This window comes from Mesorhizobium sp. M4B.F.Ca.ET.214.01.1.1 (assembly GCF_004791545.1).
Classification (GTDB): domain Bacteria; phylum Pseudomonadota; class Alphaproteobacteria; order Rhizobiales; family Rhizobiaceae; genus Mesorhizobium; species Mesorhizobium abyssinicae.
The window spans coordinates 130,242-145,811 of record NZ_SRUX01000004.1; the positions used below are offsets into that span (position 1 = coordinate 130,242).

At 60.7% G+C, this 15,570-nt stretch carries 13 protein-coding genes, 1 tRNA gene and 1 pseudogene; 3 read left to right on the forward strand and 12 right to left on the reverse strand.

From position 1 onward, the window contains the following. Positions 1-26: 26 nt before the first annotated feature. The 7 genes from EN857_RS09865 to EN857_RS09895 form a co-directional block, all read right to left on the reverse strand. Positions 27-1,205 (reverse strand): acyl-CoA dehydrogenase family protein, encoded by a 1,179-nt coding sequence (locus tag EN857_RS09865; RefSeq protein WP_127283938.1) that lies wholly within the window; start codon positions 1,203-1,205, stop codon positions 27-29. A 71-nt stretch (positions 1,206-1,276) separates the two neighbouring features. After that, positions 1,277-3,253, reverse strand: coding sequence for a non-ribosomal peptide synthetase (locus tag EN857_RS09870; RefSeq protein ID WP_127310750.1), 1,977 nt, complete (start codon positions 3,251-3,253; stop codon positions 1,277-1,279). Positions 3,254-3,288: 35 nt separating this feature from the next. Further along, positions 3,289-4,317: a thioesterase domain-containing protein gene (locus EN857_RS09875; protein ID WP_245478335.1), complete on the reverse strand. Its 1,029-nt coding sequence runs from the start codon at positions 4,315-4,317 to the stop codon at positions 3,289-3,291. 85 nt (positions 4,318-4,402) lie between these two features. Next, positions 4,403-5,116 (reverse strand): 4'-phosphopantetheinyl transferase superfamily protein, encoded by a 714-nt coding sequence (locus tag EN857_RS09880; protein WP_245494497.1) that lies wholly within the window; start codon positions 5,114-5,116, stop codon positions 4,403-4,405. A gap of 137 nt (positions 5,117-5,253) precedes the next feature. Then, positions 5,254-5,338 (reverse strand) — tRNA-Asn (locus tag EN857_RS09885). Then, complete coding sequence (locus EN857_RS09890; protein WP_245478337.1) at positions 5,300-6,619, reverse strand: GNAT family N-acetyltransferase; 1,320 nt, start codon at positions 6,617-6,619, stop codon at positions 5,300-5,302. The genes EN857_RS09885 and EN857_RS09890 overlap by 39 nt, the downstream gene beginning before the upstream one ends. Positions 6,620-6,682: 63 nt before the next feature. After that, positions 6,683-8,431 (reverse strand): polysaccharide biosynthesis/export family protein, encoded by a 1,749-nt coding sequence (locus EN857_RS09895; RefSeq protein ID WP_127310752.1) that lies wholly within the window; start codon positions 8,429-8,431, stop codon positions 6,683-6,685. Between the two features lie 480 nt (positions 8,432-8,911). Here EN857_RS09895 and EN857_RS09900 point away from each other — a divergent pair, with 480 nt between their 5' ends. After that, the gene (locus tag EN857_RS09900) at positions 8,912-9,718 is read left to right on the forward strand and encodes a response regulator transcription factor (protein ID WP_127310753.1); all 807 of its coding nucleotides are present in this window, start codon (positions 8,912-8,914) and stop codon (positions 9,716-9,718) included. Positions 9,719-10,239: 521 nt separating this feature from the next. After that, the gene (locus EN857_RS09910; protein WP_187331225.1) at positions 10,240-10,518 is read left to right on the forward strand and encodes a hypothetical protein; all 279 of its coding nucleotides are present in this window, start codon (positions 10,240-10,242) and stop codon (positions 10,516-10,518) included. 223 nt (positions 10,519-10,741) lie between these two features. On the opposite strand, the gene EN857_RS09915 is transcribed toward EN857_RS09910, so the two are convergent. The 5 genes and pseudogenes from EN857_RS09915 to EN857_RS36140 all read right to left on the reverse strand — a co-directional run. Further along, positions 10,742-11,398 carry a response regulator transcription factor gene (locus EN857_RS09915; protein ID WP_245478124.1) on the reverse strand — a complete coding sequence of 219 codons (657 nt, stop codon included), beginning with the start codon at positions 11,396-11,398 and terminating at the stop codon, positions 10,742-10,744. A gap of 467 nt (positions 11,399-11,865) precedes the next feature. Then, positions 11,866-12,567 (reverse strand): Crp/Fnr family transcriptional regulator, encoded by a 702-nt coding sequence (locus tag EN857_RS09920; RefSeq protein WP_127309023.1) that lies wholly within the window; start codon positions 12,565-12,567, stop codon positions 11,866-11,868. Positions 12,568-12,972: 405 nt separating this feature from the next. After that, the gene (locus tag EN857_RS09925) at positions 12,973-13,197 is read right to left on the reverse strand and encodes a hypothetical protein (protein WP_127309024.1); all 225 of its coding nucleotides are present in this window, start codon (positions 13,195-13,197) and stop codon (positions 12,973-12,975) included. Between the two features lie 879 nt (positions 13,198-14,076). Continuing rightward, the gene (locus EN857_RS36135) at positions 14,077-14,559 is read right to left on the reverse strand and encodes a SapC family protein (RefSeq protein ID WP_348627049.1); all 483 of its coding nucleotides are present in this window, start codon (positions 14,557-14,559) and stop codon (positions 14,077-14,079) included. After that, positions 14,543-14,833, reverse strand: a pseudogene (locus EN857_RS36140) (SapC family protein); the annotation flags it as partial. The pseudogene EN857_RS36140 and the gene EN857_RS36135, both read right to left, overlap by 17 nt. Before the next feature lie 365 nt (positions 14,834-15,198). Here EN857_RS36140 and EN857_RS09940 point away from each other — a divergent pair. Continuing rightward, the gene (locus tag EN857_RS09940) at positions 15,199-15,567 is read left to right on the forward strand and encodes a GFA family protein (protein WP_210212279.1); all 369 of its coding nucleotides are present in this window, start codon (positions 15,199-15,201) and stop codon (positions 15,565-15,567) included. Positions 15,568-15,570: the final 3 nt, after the last annotated feature.

Consider the following 15,570-nt stretch of genomic DNA (forward strand, 5'->3'; position numbering starts at 1 on the left):
GCGATGTCCTCACTGCCGCATTGGGCTCACGACAACGATGCGACCACCTCCAGCATTACCTCCGTGGCGCCGCCGCTGATGGATATGGCGCGGGCGTCACGCGCCATGCGCTCGATCGGGCTCTCGCGCATGAGGCCCATGGCGCCGTGGAACTGCACGCAGGTGTACATGACCTCGTTGACGAGTTCGCCGCAGATGGCCTTCACCATCGAGACCTCGCGCAGGCAATCTTCGTCCGCCGCCATGCGCCAAGCGGTGGCATAGAGAAACTGGCGGCTCGCCTCTACTTTCGCAGACAGCATCGCGAGGCGTTCACGGATCGCCTGCATGTCCCATAGCACGCCCCCGAATGCGCGGCGCGCTTTTACCCAGGCGAGGGTCATATCGATCGCCGCATCGGCCGCGCCTATCGCCATGCCGCCGAGGACAAGGCGCTCGTTCTGGAGGTTGCTGATGATGGAGTAGAAGCCCTGTCCCTCCGCGCCAAGCACGTTCTCGGCGGGGACAAGGCAACCGTCGAAGACGAGCTCGGCAGTGTCGGATGAGCGCCAGCCGTGCTTGTCCATCTCGCGGGCAACGCTAAAGCCAGGCGTGCCCTTCTCGACGAGGAACATCGTGATCCCGTGCATTCCCGCCGAGGGATCGGTCTTGGCGGCGACGCAGTAGAGATCCGCGTGGACGCCGTTCGTGATGTAGAGCTTCGTGCCGTCGAGGACGTAAAAGTCCCCCTCTCGGCGGGCACGCGTGCGGATTTCCTTCACATCCGAGCCCGCATCTGGCTCAGTGATGGCGAGCGCGGTGATCACCTCGCCGCTGACAATGCCTGGCATCCAGCGGGTCCGCTGGGCTTTGGTCCCATCGCGAAAGACATGCACGGAAGCCATGTCGGTATGGACCAGTGTCGCGTCGGCGAAGCCGCCATAGGTCGAGCGCCCGAGTTCCTCGGCGAAGATCGTCGATGCGACCGCGTCCATCTCCGCACCACCGTACTCGGCCGGGTAGCGGATGCCGAGGAAGCCGAGTTCGCCCATGCGTCGCAGGATCGGACGGGGAATGAACCCGTCTTCCTCCCAGCGATCTGCAACGGGTTTGATCTCCTCCTCGACGAACCGGCGCACCTGGTCACGTAAGAGTTCGTACTCCCCCGCCGCCCAAGGCAGGCCCGGCCCGCGCCCCGGTTCCCATCCTTTGTCCATCGTCTTCATCCGCTCTGCCATGCCAGCGCAAGAACTTCCGTGGGATTGGTCCCCCAGCCATTCGGAGGCCTTGCGGCAAGCTAGAATTCGATTTCCTCTCTCGGTCCTTCCGAGACTAAAGGGGCTCTCGACTCGGCCACCCAATGCATTCCGTCGATCACTTCCGCCAGTCCGGTCACGGTCGGGCGCTCGAAGAGGTTGCGAAGCTGCACGTCGACGCCGAAGGTCTCTCGCATGCGCGCCACCGCCCGCATCACCAGGAGCGAGTGCACGCCCAGGCCGAAGAAGTTGTCGTCACGGCCGATCGACTCGACCTTCAGAAGATCGCACCACAGCGCGGCCAGCCTCTTTTCGGTCTCCGTCGAGGGGGCAGCGAAATCTTGTGCAGGCTGGATGTTTTTCGCCGTCGGCTCGGGAAGCGCCGAGCGGTCGATCTTGCCGTTGGATGTGAGCGGCATCCGTTCGAGGCGAACATAGTGCGTCGGAATCATGGACTCCAGGAGTTGCTCGGCGAGGTGGGCGCGCAGCTCCGCCACCGTCAGGGGTTTCGACGATACATAGTAGGCCACAAGCCGTGCGATGCCGTCTGTCGCTGGTGTCACCACCGTGGCGGCGATGGCAGCGACAGCGCATTCCTGGACGTGCGGGTGCTTCAGAAGACGAGCTTCAATCTCGCCCAGTTCGACACGCGCGCCACCAACCTTCACCTGATGATCGGCGCGGCCGAGAAAGTCCAGGCGCCCTTCCGAATTCCAGCGGGCGAGATCGCCCGTCTTGTACAGCCGCAGCCTCGAAAACCCATCTTGGGGATCGGCGACCGTGAGGAAACGTGCGTCGGTGAGGTCGGGGCGATTGAAATAACCTCTTGCGAGACCGTCGCCGGCGATGAACATCTCGCCGATAATGCCGGAGGCGGTGGGCTGATGTGCGTTGTCGAGGACATAGATGCCTGCATTGGCGGCCGGGACGCCGATCGGCACCGATGCGGAATGATCCCGGTCGATGTCGAAACGGTGGATCATGCAGCCCACAGTGGCTTCGGTTGGTCCGTACTCGTTGTAGATCTCGACAGGACCGGGGATGGCCTTCGTGATAGAGCGAGCCAATTCGGTCTTGAAGTCCTCGCCACCCACGATGAACTTGCGCAGCCTTGTGGTCTCGAGATTGCGGTCGCGGACCATCGCGAGGTGCGCCGGCGTCAGCTTCATGATGTCGACGGCATTGTCGTCGATGACCTTGAGCACGACCATGCTCTGGATTCCGGGATCACCCAGATAGACCACGATTCGGCCGCCGGTGATGAGTGGCGTGAAGAGCGTTGTGACGGTCAGGTCGAAGGCCAGGGATGAGAAAAGGGGCCATGCGAGACGTTCACCGGAACTGTACACCCGAGCGGCCCACCAGATATAGTTCACCAGGTTCCGGTGCTCGATCACGACGCCCTTAGGCGTGCCGGTCGAGCCGGAGGTGAAGATGATATAGGCGGCGCCGTCCGGAGTGGCCGCGGACGGCCGGGCCGAGTCCGGCTGATTCAAAATCGATCCGAAATCGGCGTCGAGCACGAAAATGTCGGCAATGTTCGGGGAAATGACCGACTGCAGGCGCGTCTGAGTGATCGCCACCGGCGCCCGCCCGTCGGTCCCGTCGGCAATGTCCTTCAGGATTGTCGCGAGACGCCCCTTCGGTGTTGCCGCGTCCACCGGCACATAGGCTGCGCCTGACTTCAAGACGCCTAAGATCGCGACGACGACTTCAATGGAGTGCTCCATGAACACAACGGCAATCCGACCCGGTCCCACGCCGATCGAGCTCAGATGCGTGGCCATCTGGTCAGATCGTTCGTCGAGTTGCCGGTACGTCAGCGTTGCGTCGCCGAAGCGGATCGCTTCAGCGTCAGGACTGCGCGTCGCCTGGTCGCGGAAGAGATCAATGATCGTCCTGTCCGACGGGTAAGGCGCTGCCGTGGCGTTGTACTCGACAACCAGCGCCCGACGATCGGGACCTTTCAACAAGGGGCGCGCAACGCCCTCCGCCGCGATAGGTAGGACTTCATTCATGAGATACGCTCCCCATTGCAGAAATCAAAAATCAATCACGTCAATCGCTCAGCCTTTCGGGTTGCCTTGCGATAAAGCTCTGCGATGGCAGATGCGTCCGGCTCCTCCAGCATATGGCTATCGTTGCAGTCGTCGGGCCCGAAATAAAACTCGGCTTGGGGCATCACTCGAAGCCATTGGCGCGGTGCCGCACCCGATCGCATCCAGGCCTTGTTTGGAAGGAATATGCATACTCGACCCGAATACGGGGTGGGGATGTACCGCCGCAAAGCCGTGATCGCCGTGGATTTGAGTCGAGCTCTGCTCGCTAGCACCGGATCTGACGTGACAGGCTCTTTGCTTTTGCGGACGGGGAGCACTAGGGCGCCGACGCGCCCGCCAAGGTTCCGGAGACGCCTGCCGAAATACCGGAGACGAGCGCCGAATGTCGGCAGCTTTGCTATCTCTCGCAGGGACGAATCGGCGGTGCGACTGGCAAAGAAATACAGCTGATGCAGCAATTGCTTAAAGATGATGGGATGAAGGGGGCCAAAGAGCGCCATGCACGGGACCTCCGCTCCGCGTTGATGCAGGATTTTCGCCAGCTCGAGAGCGGTTGCGGCGCCGGAGCAGTAGCCGGCGATGATGTACGGACCGGTGGGCTGATATGCGACGATCTGGCGGGCGAAATACTCGGCGATATCTTCGACGCGTTCCATCGGTTCGCTCTGCCCGTCGAAGCCAGACGGTTGGAGTGCGTAGAACGGTTGATCGCCACCCAGGTGCTTCGACAGGTCCGAGAATGAGAAGGGCGCCCCGATATGCCCGGGCACGGCATAAATGGGCGTGCGTGTTCCGCGAGACTGCAGGGGAATGATTGCTGGCTGTTGCCGGGCTGCCGCAGTGGCCATGTTCAGAAACGCGATGATTTCGCCCTTCCGGTCACGCAACTGGTCGGAAGACTCGGCAGTCAGTGCGCCAGCTGGCGCGTTGCACCGCAGCCGGCCGCCCTCTACCCAGACCTTGATGTCCTTGACCGCGAGGTCTGCGAGAAGCTCTGGGATCTGCATCACGTCCGCCGACATAGGGCCTCTCGAGTTGGTTGACCTCATCGCTCATCCGCATTGCATCGTAAGTGAATGATGGCATCGCGGGCACTTCAATTTCGGACTACCAATTCTGGACTACTACCGTCCCCACGTAGCCAGGTTTCGGCACGAAGCTATGGACAGCCCAATCCCTTTCAACCCAGGAAAGGGGCTGTCCTAAGCCGCACCCCAGAGCCTTGGAGATAGCCTCCAGCCGGGTCCAGCGCCGGAGGAAACCTTCCAACCGGTCTTCCGGACCGAGGGCGGTGTAGGACCCATACTCGGAGGCGGAGAAGCAGAGCGCTGCGATCTCGTCCGCTTCGGGCACGGGGAGAACGGCCTCGATGTCCACCCCGATATCCTGCCTGGTCGAGAGGGCGACGACCGCGAGATCTCCGGATCGTGAGACGCTGAAGCGCAGATCGCGAGCAGGCATGCGGTGCGAGAGGTGTGGCTTGCCTTGGCGTCCATATTCCAGTTCGACGTCGGACGGCGCGATTCCCAGCCTGGAAGCGAGGATCCGGCGCAGCTGCCCACGGGTCGCGACAAAGCGGCGGCGGTCCCGCTCCAGCCTCAACCCCTCGGCGCGCCGGCGTTCCTCTTCGCTGAGCCAAATGCCTATCTCGCGGATGACGATCTGCTCAGCATCGAGGATGAACGCCAGGAGCTGCAAACCATCATTCTCGAGAATCGGCACTATGATCTCGGATCCCAGCTTGGCCGAGACAGCAGGAAAACGGTTCGCGCCCAATGCGCCATGGCGATCGTCCCCGCCCGCGCCAGGAAATTGTATCAAGTTGAGCTCAGGGCAGCAGTCAGAAGACATAGGTGGATGCCGATCGCTTGGAGCGCTCACGCGCACAAGTGCAACTCTTTCCAAACGGGAGCCGAAAGGCCCCTGTTCAACGACTTGATATGCTGCCTCTAGATCTATGGCTCCAGCGGTAGGGGTCGAACCTACAAGCCTCGCGGCGTCGCATTAACTGTGCGGTGCGTCTACCAATTCCGCCACGCTGAAACATAGATTAGAGAGCCTATCGCGCGAACAGGTGCTCTGATACCGAGTTGAACCGGATACGCGCTGTGCTTCAAACAGCCGCTCTTTCATGTTCGTAGCTACGGTCCCCAGCACCCGCCTGGCACCGCGCAGCTTTGCCTCGATGCGGCGCTCCGGACCGTCCCTGCCTATTGCGATCCACTTCAAAGGATGTTCCGCATTGGCCAGGCGGGACTTGTGCCCCGAGAAGCCTGCCAGAAAATCGTAGCCGCACTCCCCGCGCCCGATGCTGTCCTCGATGGCCAGAACATGGCTGACAAGCCCGGGCTTGAGCCGGCCGTCGCGCTCATAGAGAAAACCGCTTTGGTAGTTGTAGACACGGCCGTCATGCACGAAATTGTAGAGGATCCCGATTGTCTGGTCCCCAGCCAAAGTCCGTGAGATGCGGACGGCCCCGGTGGGAACTCCGCGTGCAATGAGCTCCTCGTGAAATCGACGGAAGCTCGGATGGGCGAAGGCTCCCTTGCGTCCCCACCGCACCTGATGAAGCTCGGCGAGCAAATCAAACGCGGCGAGCGCCTCCGATGTGGCTTCCATGGTCCGGAACGAAATGGGGCCGCGTTCAGCATACAGCCGCATGGCGCGGCTTACCGCTTGCCGAGTATTGCGGCCCAATGTGGCGCGGAAATTTCCGCCTTTCTGGCGGACTTTGGCGAAATCGATCCACCGCGCCATATCGTCCGCCCTCACATCGGCAAGCAGCCCGGCTCGGCCCGCGGTGCGACAGGCGGCCAACTCAAAGTCCGGATCAATTCCGGAGAGCACCAATTGGTCAGAGTGGCGCAAGTGATGCGCCAGGGCCTCAAGGCACGCCAACCTCGTGGCATCGGCCAGGGATCGCTCCGCAAGAATATTGTTGTACTCGATGAATAATCGATCGAAACGAACGTCTCCGGTTTCATTGAGTAGCCAACGCGCCCGCGCATGCAGCCCGAAACTCCAGGTCTTGCGCCGGCAAATAATCGCCAATCCAACGGTCCTGCTTGACGTCCGAGCGACCAGAACATGTGGTTGCGCGCCGCGCGGCAGATGACGTAGCCAAGTACCGATCCAGAGCCAGGACAGGTAGAATGAGTGACTTGCCCGCGCTTCGAGCTCCGTCCAAATGGTCTCGAGCCTCGCGATGTCCCGCATCGTCTCCACTGTCACGTCAATAGCTGTATCCTGGCTCATGGCCGGTTCTACTGAAGTTTGTGGCAATGATGCCAAGGATATCCCCATTGCGCCCTGCTGCTCAGCCATGGAGTACTCGGAGTCTGTCTTGTTTGGCGAAGTCTCGTATCGCCAGCGCGAGAAGTGAAGTCCCTATTCCTGACTACTCAAGGCGGGCACTGCGCGGTCAGCACCTCCATCTTTGGAAGCGCTCGCGGCGACCGGCGAGCTCGCGGCGGTCGGCGACGAGCCCAAAACCGTCAGTTCCTCTTCGCCCACGAGGATATTGACGAGGTCGCCTGGCTGCAACAGGGTCATGCCGACCGACTTGATGCTGACCGGCCCGGATGCCGATTGCCGCACGATTTGATAGGTTACGCTGCTCGCGTCCGTCGCCAACTGGGCGCTGCTCCCCGGCAACGCGTAGAGGACGCCTTCGCTGGAGTTCAACTCGCGCAAATTGGTCGCGATCTGGCTCTCCGTGGACTCGATCTCAACCTCCAGATCGTTCGCAAGGTCGGCCCGGGTCCTTAGCGCCTCGGCCTCAAGTGAGGCGAGGCGCTGCTTGGCCATCGCGTACTGGTTGAGGGCGTCCTGCCGACGCTGTTCCGCGTCGGAGAGTTCGCTCCGGACCTGATCCATCACCGTCATGCTGACGACGTTGCGGTCCACGAGCGTGCGCATGCTGTTGACGCGGTCCTGGCGCAGCTTGACGAGTTCGTCGAGCGACTCCATGTGCCCATACGTGGTAACATCCTGCTTTGCCGCCTCCAGCGCACCCCTAATCGTGCGCTCGCGCTCTTTGCGGGCGGTGGCAATGGCCTTGCGCCGGTCGCTCTGCTCGTTGACGAGGTTGGCGGCTTCGGTCTCGCCAGCCAACTCCAGCAACTGGCGCGGGATCTTGGGTTCCGTACCGTCGCGCTCGGCTTTCAGAACCGCCGTGCGGGCGAGCAACTTCGACATTTGATCGATCGCCCCGCTCCGCTTCTGGGTTTCGCGCACGGCTTCGATCTTCTGCCACGGCTGGCTGTCGCCCCGGTCGAGTCCGCCGGCCAGCGCGATGGCGTGCAGGATCGTCATGCCGGGCGCGTACTTAAACGAGCCTGGATTCTTGACCGGCCCCAGTACGTAGATGGGCGAGCGCTCCAGTGGCAGGATGTCGACCAACCCCTTGCGGCCCAGCAATTGGCCGAAGATTTCCGCTGAGTCAGCCTGTACTTGTCGCGTCGACCGATTGGCGACCGGAATGGAGCCAAGCAAGGGCACGGAAATCGTGCCGTCCTCTTGGACAACATACTCGCCGCTCAGTTCCGGACGCTGCACGATGCCGCGCAGGGCAGAGGCCGAGGACCCGTCCCCCCATTTGTCTTCCTCGACGTCGACGCGCTCGTAGAACACAACCTTGAGACGATCGCCGACGCTGAACAGACTTCCGGTTGGCAGGTCTGGCGCCGTGCTGACCGCTTTGGGGCGCGCGGCACTGGTGGGGACGGCAGGTACGACGCTCCCTTCGACCAAAGTCGCCTTCGGCGCATCCGGTCCCGACACGATTGCGCGGGAAGGTTCGGAGGTGGTTTGAACCGGTTGATCTTGGGGTTCATCTTTCCAGCTGTCGATAGCAGCTGACGCCTTCTGCACAAGGGCTCCGGAGACATCCCCAACCCTCTGCGCCAACGCTTCGGAGACAGCCCCGGCCTTCTGCACCAGCGCAACCGAGACATCCTCGACCTTCTGTGTCACGCCTCCGGAAGCAACCTGGATGGCCTCCCAGTGTCTGACTGCGCCTCCTCCCAGGACGGTGACTCCGGAGAGCCCAACGACAAGCAGGATGGCCTTCACTCCCATGCGGCCAGCCGCCGGTGACAAGGGAGAGACAGGTTCGGAATTGTCATCTTTGGCCATGGCGCGTGGCTTTCACCTTTTCAATGGTGGCAATCCCCTCCCGAACTGGTCGAGGCACGGGTCGTCGACGAGCAAGGCTCTCTGTTATCGTGATCCTTCACCGCCTGCGGCACAACTATCCCTTTGTGGGCACTCCTTCCGGATAAGCACCACTTTTGGCGAACTCGTCCAATGAGCAGATTGCTGCGAGGGATCACTCCTGCCGCTTATGGGCCGCGGCTCCCGCTCGGCACGCGGCAGCCGCACCGTGGGAAAACCAAGCCCGGCAAGCACTGCCGCGCGTCGAAAACCGCGATGGTGCAGGTCCGCTGCCCGCTCTATATGCCCTGTGCCAAGCCACTGGTTTCAGAAACCCGGGCAGGCTCGACAAGCGGCCCTACGCCTAATGAGGGTATTTTGGGGTAGGGTTTCCCTAGCGTACCTTCAAAAAATGGGCGGTTGGCGCATCGAGCGCTTACCCGACGTGTTGGGGAAGTTACGATGACAAAACAATCTTGTATGACAGTGCTTGTCGGGCCAAGCGAGTTACTCCGAGAAGGCCTTAGTAGAATCCTCGATGAAGCAAAATTTCGTATCATTTTCTCCGTGGCTTGCGTTCACGATCTTCTGCAGAAGCCACTACCCCAACACAGGCCCATCCTGCTCGTCATGGATGTCGGCGGTACCGATGCAGATGCTGAATTCGCACAAATTACTGATTTTAAAGCGATTTATCCGAACAGCCACGTCGTTGCGCTAGCCGACCACTCTCGATCGAGCGATATAGTTTCAGCTTTTCGTGCGGGGGCTGACGCATATTTGACAAAGGCCGCTGCTGCCGACACTTTCGTCAAAGCGCTCGAATTGGTTATGCTTGGTCAGACGGTTCTACCGGTGGAACCCTCGTCGTTTATTCGAGATATCAGGCAAGACGTGAAATATGATGCGTTGACTAATGATTTGACCGGCGTGGATATAAAAATTGAGAATGTAGAACGAGAACTATCAATTTTATCAACCAGGGAAAAATGTATTCTGCGCTGCTTAATCGAAGGGGAGTCTAACAAGACAATCGCGCGCGAGATTAGAATTGCCGAAGCTACGGTGAAAGTGCATGTCAAAGCAATCCTTCGCAAGATTCGGGTTCGCAACCGTACGCAGGCTGCGGTTTGGGCGATGAACCATGGTGTGCTCACTCCCGCGTCGTCAGGCAACGAAAAGATGGAAACTCAGCCCTCTCGCTATCCGCAAGATCTATTTGAAGCACAAAAGGGGTACCGCTTTATCGAGAACGCTCATCCCGTGTAACCCGCTATATTCGGGTTGATGCATTCCCCCTCAAAAAGATGCGGTGGAGACGGATCGCGATGGTGCGCATTTAACCCTCTCCAGGTTCGATGCCAGCGGAGGTCAACCAACTGGCCTGGAATGTCTTCCGCGATCATCTATGCTCGAATTGGGACGGCAACCTCCGCCAGCCGAATGCATACGTGCCGCTCACGGCCAGCGTGCGGGAACGCAAGATCGGACGCAGCGCGCCAAGGACTGGCTCGACCGCCAGACCTTCGTCGGGCTTGCGAGATTGCGCGACGCAGCCGAGCATTTCGCCGGGGCTTTCACGCTTCGGAAAGCCAGAATTCTTTGCGGGTTTCGCGCCAGAAACTAACAGTGGATCATGGAGTGAAAGGGCTTTGAACGTATCCGGCGATCTGCTAACAAACTTGCCTGTCGTCGTCCGGCGAAACAGTCATTTACAGGTAAGATAGGCACGGAATCAGCGATCCAAGCCAACGTATTTTTGCCGATGCGTTCTGAGGGAATTGACTAAGGTGGGCCAAGCTGCACTTGCACCTGGATTTTCGCTCAACGAAGCTCGAATCGGAACGGTCGAGGGGGGAGAATCCGGCCTTCTTGTTTGGAAATTTGGCCAGTTGGTTGCTGTCCTCACCCGGATCGACGAGGAAGCCTATTCCACGAAGGGAAAATGGTTCCTCGAGACGGGCTTCGGATTGCTGAGCGGGCAGCACAAGAACTTCGACACGATCGAGGAAGCCGTAAGCTGGGTCGGCAAGTACACCTTCCCTAGCGCCGCCAACTCTGCAGATTGATCGGCGGATTCCAAAACACCAGGCCTCCAGGCTCTCAGGAGCCCTCAAGACTCCGGCGCAATGTCAGCCGCGGCCGAGCTCGGCGTGCGGCCCACGGACGTTACCCGTAGCGTTCCGGGGTCAGATGATTTTTGAGCTGGACGCGCGGACGCTCCGTTCCAGCGGCAACCCTGCATGTCGGCTCAGGGTCCACTGGAACGGGAGGTTGTTCTATCCAACACGGTCACTTCTCGGCCAGCGTTCCTTCCGCGAAGAGATCGTTGACCTTGTAGGCGACTTCCGTGCGGTTGGTCGCCTTCAGTTTCTTCATGATATTTCGGATATGCACCTTCACGGTGCTTTCGCGCAGGTTCAGTTCGTAGGCGATGATCTTGTTCGCCTTACCGCGCCGGAGCGCCTGCGCTACTTCGGCCTGCCTGAGCGTGAACATTCCGGTAAAAGGCTGCGTGTCGCGGCTGCCTGAATCTATCAGATGCCGCATGGAGAGAACGCTGCTCGCCGGAACGAAGATGCCTCCGGCTGCCGCAAGGTTGATCGCCTCGACGCAGACATCGATCCCCACGGAGGTCGGAATGTAACCTCGCGCGCCGCATTCGAGAGCCGTCAGGATCTGTGTCAGCTCTTCGTTGTCGGCCAGGATGACCAAGGGGATTGATTTGAACTCGGACGATATGTGCCTGATCTCGTCCGCTATACCACGATCGGTGACCTTCCGGCCGCCGAGGTTGAAGAGTATGGCGACAAGCGGAGGGGCCGAGCCCTTCTTCGTACGCCATTCTTCGATTGAACCCATGGCGGCGACCGCCATGCCGAGTTCGTGCTCTACAAGGGCCGATGCTAGACACTCGCGGTCTAAGGCCCTGCCATCCAAGATGAGCAGGCATTCCCTGCTGGAGGCATTTTCGGTTCCGTTGGCTGGAACTCGCGGCTGATTGGCCGAAGCATAATTAGACAGTCCTACTGCGGTACTCATACTACCCACCCTTTCCCACACCGAGCCGCCTTCCGGCGGCCGACATAAACTCCTTGTCCTCTAGATTTGGAAGGTGATCCCCAACCCTACGCCAAAAGTTGACGCTCTTTTGCCCTAAGCCCTGGCGTCCTTGGCAGTTTCCCGGTTTGCCCCCGAAGAAACGGCTTGGGTAGTTTAGAACCAAATTATTAGGGGTCTCTAACATAGGTTAATTTTTAGTAAATTTCTGGTCGAAAGGCCTGCGCTGAGATGGGCTCTCGATGCATCGCAATTTGCTGCAAAAGGGGAGACATGGTCAGCCCGATGCACTGTGGCCTGGCGCCACGGGGAGGCAAGCCACGAGAATAAGACTAGGCCGTAGCGGGAGAGAAACCCTACCGCAGGTACTCATTGTCGAACCCGGCAACCTTGACCAGATTCTTGCGGTTGAGGATTTCCACATGGCCTGCCTTGAAAGAGACGAGATCGGCCTTGCGAAGTTCGCTCAATGTCCGGTTCACATGAACCGTGGTCATTCCGAGGATGTCTGCCAGCTCGTGCTGAGTGAGGGGGCACTCGTATCTGCCATGGGCAGATAGGCCAACGGAGGACAGCCTCTCTTCCAATTCGAGCAGGAAATGAGCAGTGCGGCTCATCGCATTGCGCCGCCCGACATTCACCAGATGTTCGGCAAGGATGGCATTCAGGCGAGCGAGCGAGCAAGCGATCTTGTTGCCGAAGCTGCCCCCCGACAGAATGCGCTCGACGAGCACCTTCCTGGAAACCTCATGAACCGCCAGTTCCGTTATCGACGCCAGCGATGCGAAACGGGGTCCGTCGACGGAACGGAAGCCGACAACGTCTCCCCACAGCGGAGTGTCGATGATCTGCCGTTCTCCGTCCAGCAGCCCGCGGTAGAGCAGGGCCCAACCCGATTTCACGATGAATATTGTGTCGTCGTCATCATCCTGGCGGCACAGGACCGAGTGGGGTTTGTAGATCTTGGCGGTGCCGAGAAAATCATTGTTCGCCCACTCGTTCTTGGACGATGTTTCCCCCGAATGATGTGACCCTATGAACTGCGACAGCGTCTGCATGGAGACCCGCGAGTTTGTTTCAATTTATGCACAACCTACAATAGTTGCTTTCAAAAGGCCAGCTGTACACAACTTTGTGTGTTCTGGCCTTGCCGATGCATCGTGCCCCACCCGCCGCGCAAATCAGCCAATTGCATCAACGCTGCGCCGAACTTCAAAGTTCCGCATCCGGCATGGATGCGGGTCGAAAATGACTTTTTCCGCTTTGGCGATTGCGCGGCCCATCCGAGGAAGGCGGTGACTACCCGGCGCGCGGGCGCCGCGCGGCGAACACGCCGCGGCCTGTTCCCGGATAAGTTGAGAGGCAAGCGGGCTCCGCCTTAGGGCAGGCGTCGATGGCATCGACGGGACAGCAGGGTCACCTCGTCCGCCGGCTTCGCGGACGCCGCCCGTGAAGTCCAAGTCTCAGGCGTTTCCTTTGGGATTGGCGTCACGCAGCCACTGCGTCTCCAGGGCCGTTCCGTCGGCCCGGATCACCGTTTCGAAGGCGTCGATCAGTCTTTTGGCGGCTCTGCTTGCAATGTGTGACTCCGGGTATCTGGCCTTCACCTCCCGGGCGCGGTCGTAGACTTCCTTGAGCTGCCGGAGTTGCTTGGCTCGCAGCGCACCCTGCATGACCTGGCCGGTCATATCGTTTCTCCTCCTCCTCTCGGAACGCGAAGCAACCCGTCGACCGCCCGTGTGCTTGTGTCCTCCCAGCCGGCATCCAGCCAGCAAGGCAGCTTACATCGTGCCGAGGTCTCCAGCACATTGACCCCGCTTAAGCTTTAGTACGTATCGTCAGCCCGGCCGTGCGCAGGCTCATTCGGAAGGAGTATCGGCTGCCATCCTACTGCCGTGGGATGTCCAGCTACGTCCTTTGGCTTCCTTGTCCGGGCCCCTGGTCTGCCGAAGTAGGGGGGTGTGAAACACAGGCAGCCTGACGACATCCAACCCGCGACTTGTGCGAGAAAGGCCGAGCGACCATGCAGGTCTCGATTCCGGGACTGACAGGGTGCGCTGCCATCTTGATTGTCGCTTACTATTCCCGCGGCATGTTGGTCATCGGACTGATTGCATCCATGGCATTCGGCGCCACGGCTGCCATGATCCTTACGGCGCTCGAACGCGGCCCTGGCCGGCATAGTGGCGAGCTCGGTGTCGGCCGGCGGCGCCGGTCCAGGCATTCTCTTCTTCATAGCATTTGCTGTCGTTGCCACCGCGAGGGTTCGCGCCCGGCGCGCGATGGCTGCATTTGAACAGACTTGGCATCGGCTGGTCACGCAGCCAATATGAGCGGCTCGCCGACGGCGAAAATGGTGCGAAATTCGATCGCAGACGGCAGGGCAGGAGCGAGCCTCGATCATGCCAGCAATCGCGCCGGCACGCCGAGCAAGGACCGACCTCGGCAAGCCTCTGGTCGTTTGTACTCTGGCGCCATGTTATGACGCCGTTACGAGGCGCAGGGCATCGCCGGCGCGCAGGCCGCGCCGGAGCTTACTTGCGCCCGTCCTTGCGGGCCGACGCCTGCTAGACCAGCGAGGTCCAGCTGTTGCTCGAGGCGAGGTGGCAATAGAGCATTCCCAGCGCGCCCGATTTCCTGAGGTCGAAGAAGGCCTCGTCGCTCAGTTTGTTGAACGCGACCTCGTCGATCACCTGGAAATCGGTGAGGTTCAGCACCTCGCCGCCCTCCAGTGTCACCTTGCTCTGGCGCGGCGCGAACAGGCCGTGCGCGTCGATCTTCTCGATCATGGCCCGCGTCGCGTTGAAGTCGGGCTGGAACTGGTTGCAGAAGGCCAGCGCCTGCCGGGTCGCCTCGGTCGGCTTGGTGCCGTTGAAGAAGGGCGCGATCTGGCCGCCATCCTCGCGGAACGGCGCCAGCAGCTGGTCGATGACGCGCTCGCTGGCGCGGTCGATGCCGGCCGGCCGTCTTGGTCTCGTCGGCGAGGATGAAGGGATAGCGCCGCACATAGGCCGGAATGTAGTGCGGCTCGCTCCAGCGGCCGTCGGCATCGACGAACAGGTTCTCGTTCTGGCGCACGCCGGTGATGATCACTGGCGCCTTGGCGACGCCGATGAAGACGATCGGATAGGAGCGCATCGCCGCCGGCATTTCCGAGGCCACCACGGGGATGGCATGGGCGGACAGGGCGAAGGAGAAGTCGGCACGCGCCGTCAGCCCGAGCGAGCCGTGCCGTATCGGGTTGAGCGCCTCGGGCTTCGAATAGAACAGCGGCAGCCCGGTATCCGCCGCGGCCGGTGCCGTCTGCGTCTTCAAATCACTCATCCGTATCCTCCTCTGGCGCCATCTGGGTTTAGAGCAATTCCAGGAAAAGTGTGTAACGGTTTTCCGTCCGGGATTGCGGCAAGGCAAGAAATAGAACGGCTCAACGTTTCCGCCAAACGATGAACCGCTCCGGTGACCCGCAAGCCGGTGACCATTCCGATCTCGCTGGCCGGCTTCACCGCCGCGATCGACAAGCTCGCAGCCGTGAAGTGATCAGGGAAGCCCGAACGGCTCCGAGTGCAATTGACCCCACCGCGATGATCGAGGCCGCTTGCGAAGAGTGGAGCGAACGGCGTCGATCGACTAGCTTCATGGTCCTCGGTCGCTTTCGAGCGAGCGCATCACGGAGGATCGGATGGTGACGGGTGGCTGTCTTTGCCGGCGGCGTGCGTTACGAGATCGCGGGCGAGCTCTTCCAGCCGATCGCATGCCACTGCTCGCAATGCGCGCGCACCAGCGGCAATTTTGCCGTCATGACGGCATGCCGGTCGTCGGATATCAGGCTGCTGACCTCGTCGACGTTCAGCTGGTACCGCTCGTCGCCCAAGGTCGAGCGCGGCTTCTGCTCGCGCTGCGGCGGCAACCTGTTCTGGAAGGCGGAACCCGGCGCCGAGACCTATGTCACGGCCGGCACCCTCGACCGGCCGACCGGCCTTCGCCTTGGCGAGCACATCTTCGTCGGCTCGAAATCCGACTTCTACGAGCTGACCCTGCCCCAGAAGCATGAATGGTAGGTT

Coding starts and splice junctions, on each gene's coding strand:
- EN857_RS09895 (WP_127310752.1), bottom strand. CDS start 8,431: ATGGCCAAAGATGACAATTCCGAACCTGTCTCTCCCTTGTCACCGGCG.
- EN857_RS09900 (WP_127310753.1), top strand. CDS start 8,912: ATGACAAAACAATCTTGTATGACAGTGCTTGTCGGGCCAAGCGAGTTA.
- EN857_RS09870 (WP_127310750.1), bottom strand. CDS start 3,253: ATGAATGAAGTCCTACCTATCGCGGCGGAGGGCGTTGCGCGCCCCTTG.
- EN857_RS09925 (WP_127309024.1), bottom strand. CDS start 13,197: ATGACCGGCCAGGTCATGCAGGGTGCGCTGCGAGCCAAGCAACTCCGG.
- EN857_RS09865 (WP_127283938.1), bottom strand. CDS start 1,205: ATGAAGACGATGGACAAAGGATGGGAACCGGGGCGCGGGCCGGGCCTG.
- EN857_RS36135 (WP_348627049.1), bottom strand. CDS start 14,559: ATGCCGACGGCCGCTGGAGCGAGCCGCACTACATTCCGGCCTATGTGC.
- EN857_RS09920 (WP_127309023.1), bottom strand. CDS start 12,567: ATGCAGACGCTGTCGCAGTTCATAGGGTCACATCATTCGGGGGAAACA.
- EN857_RS09890 (WP_245478337.1), bottom strand. CDS start 6,619: ATGGCTGAGCAGCAGGGCGCAATGGGGATATCCTTGGCATCATTGCCA.
- EN857_RS09875 (WP_245478335.1), bottom strand. CDS start 4,317: ATGTCGGCGGACGTGATGCAGATCCCAGAGCTTCTCGCAGACCTCGCG.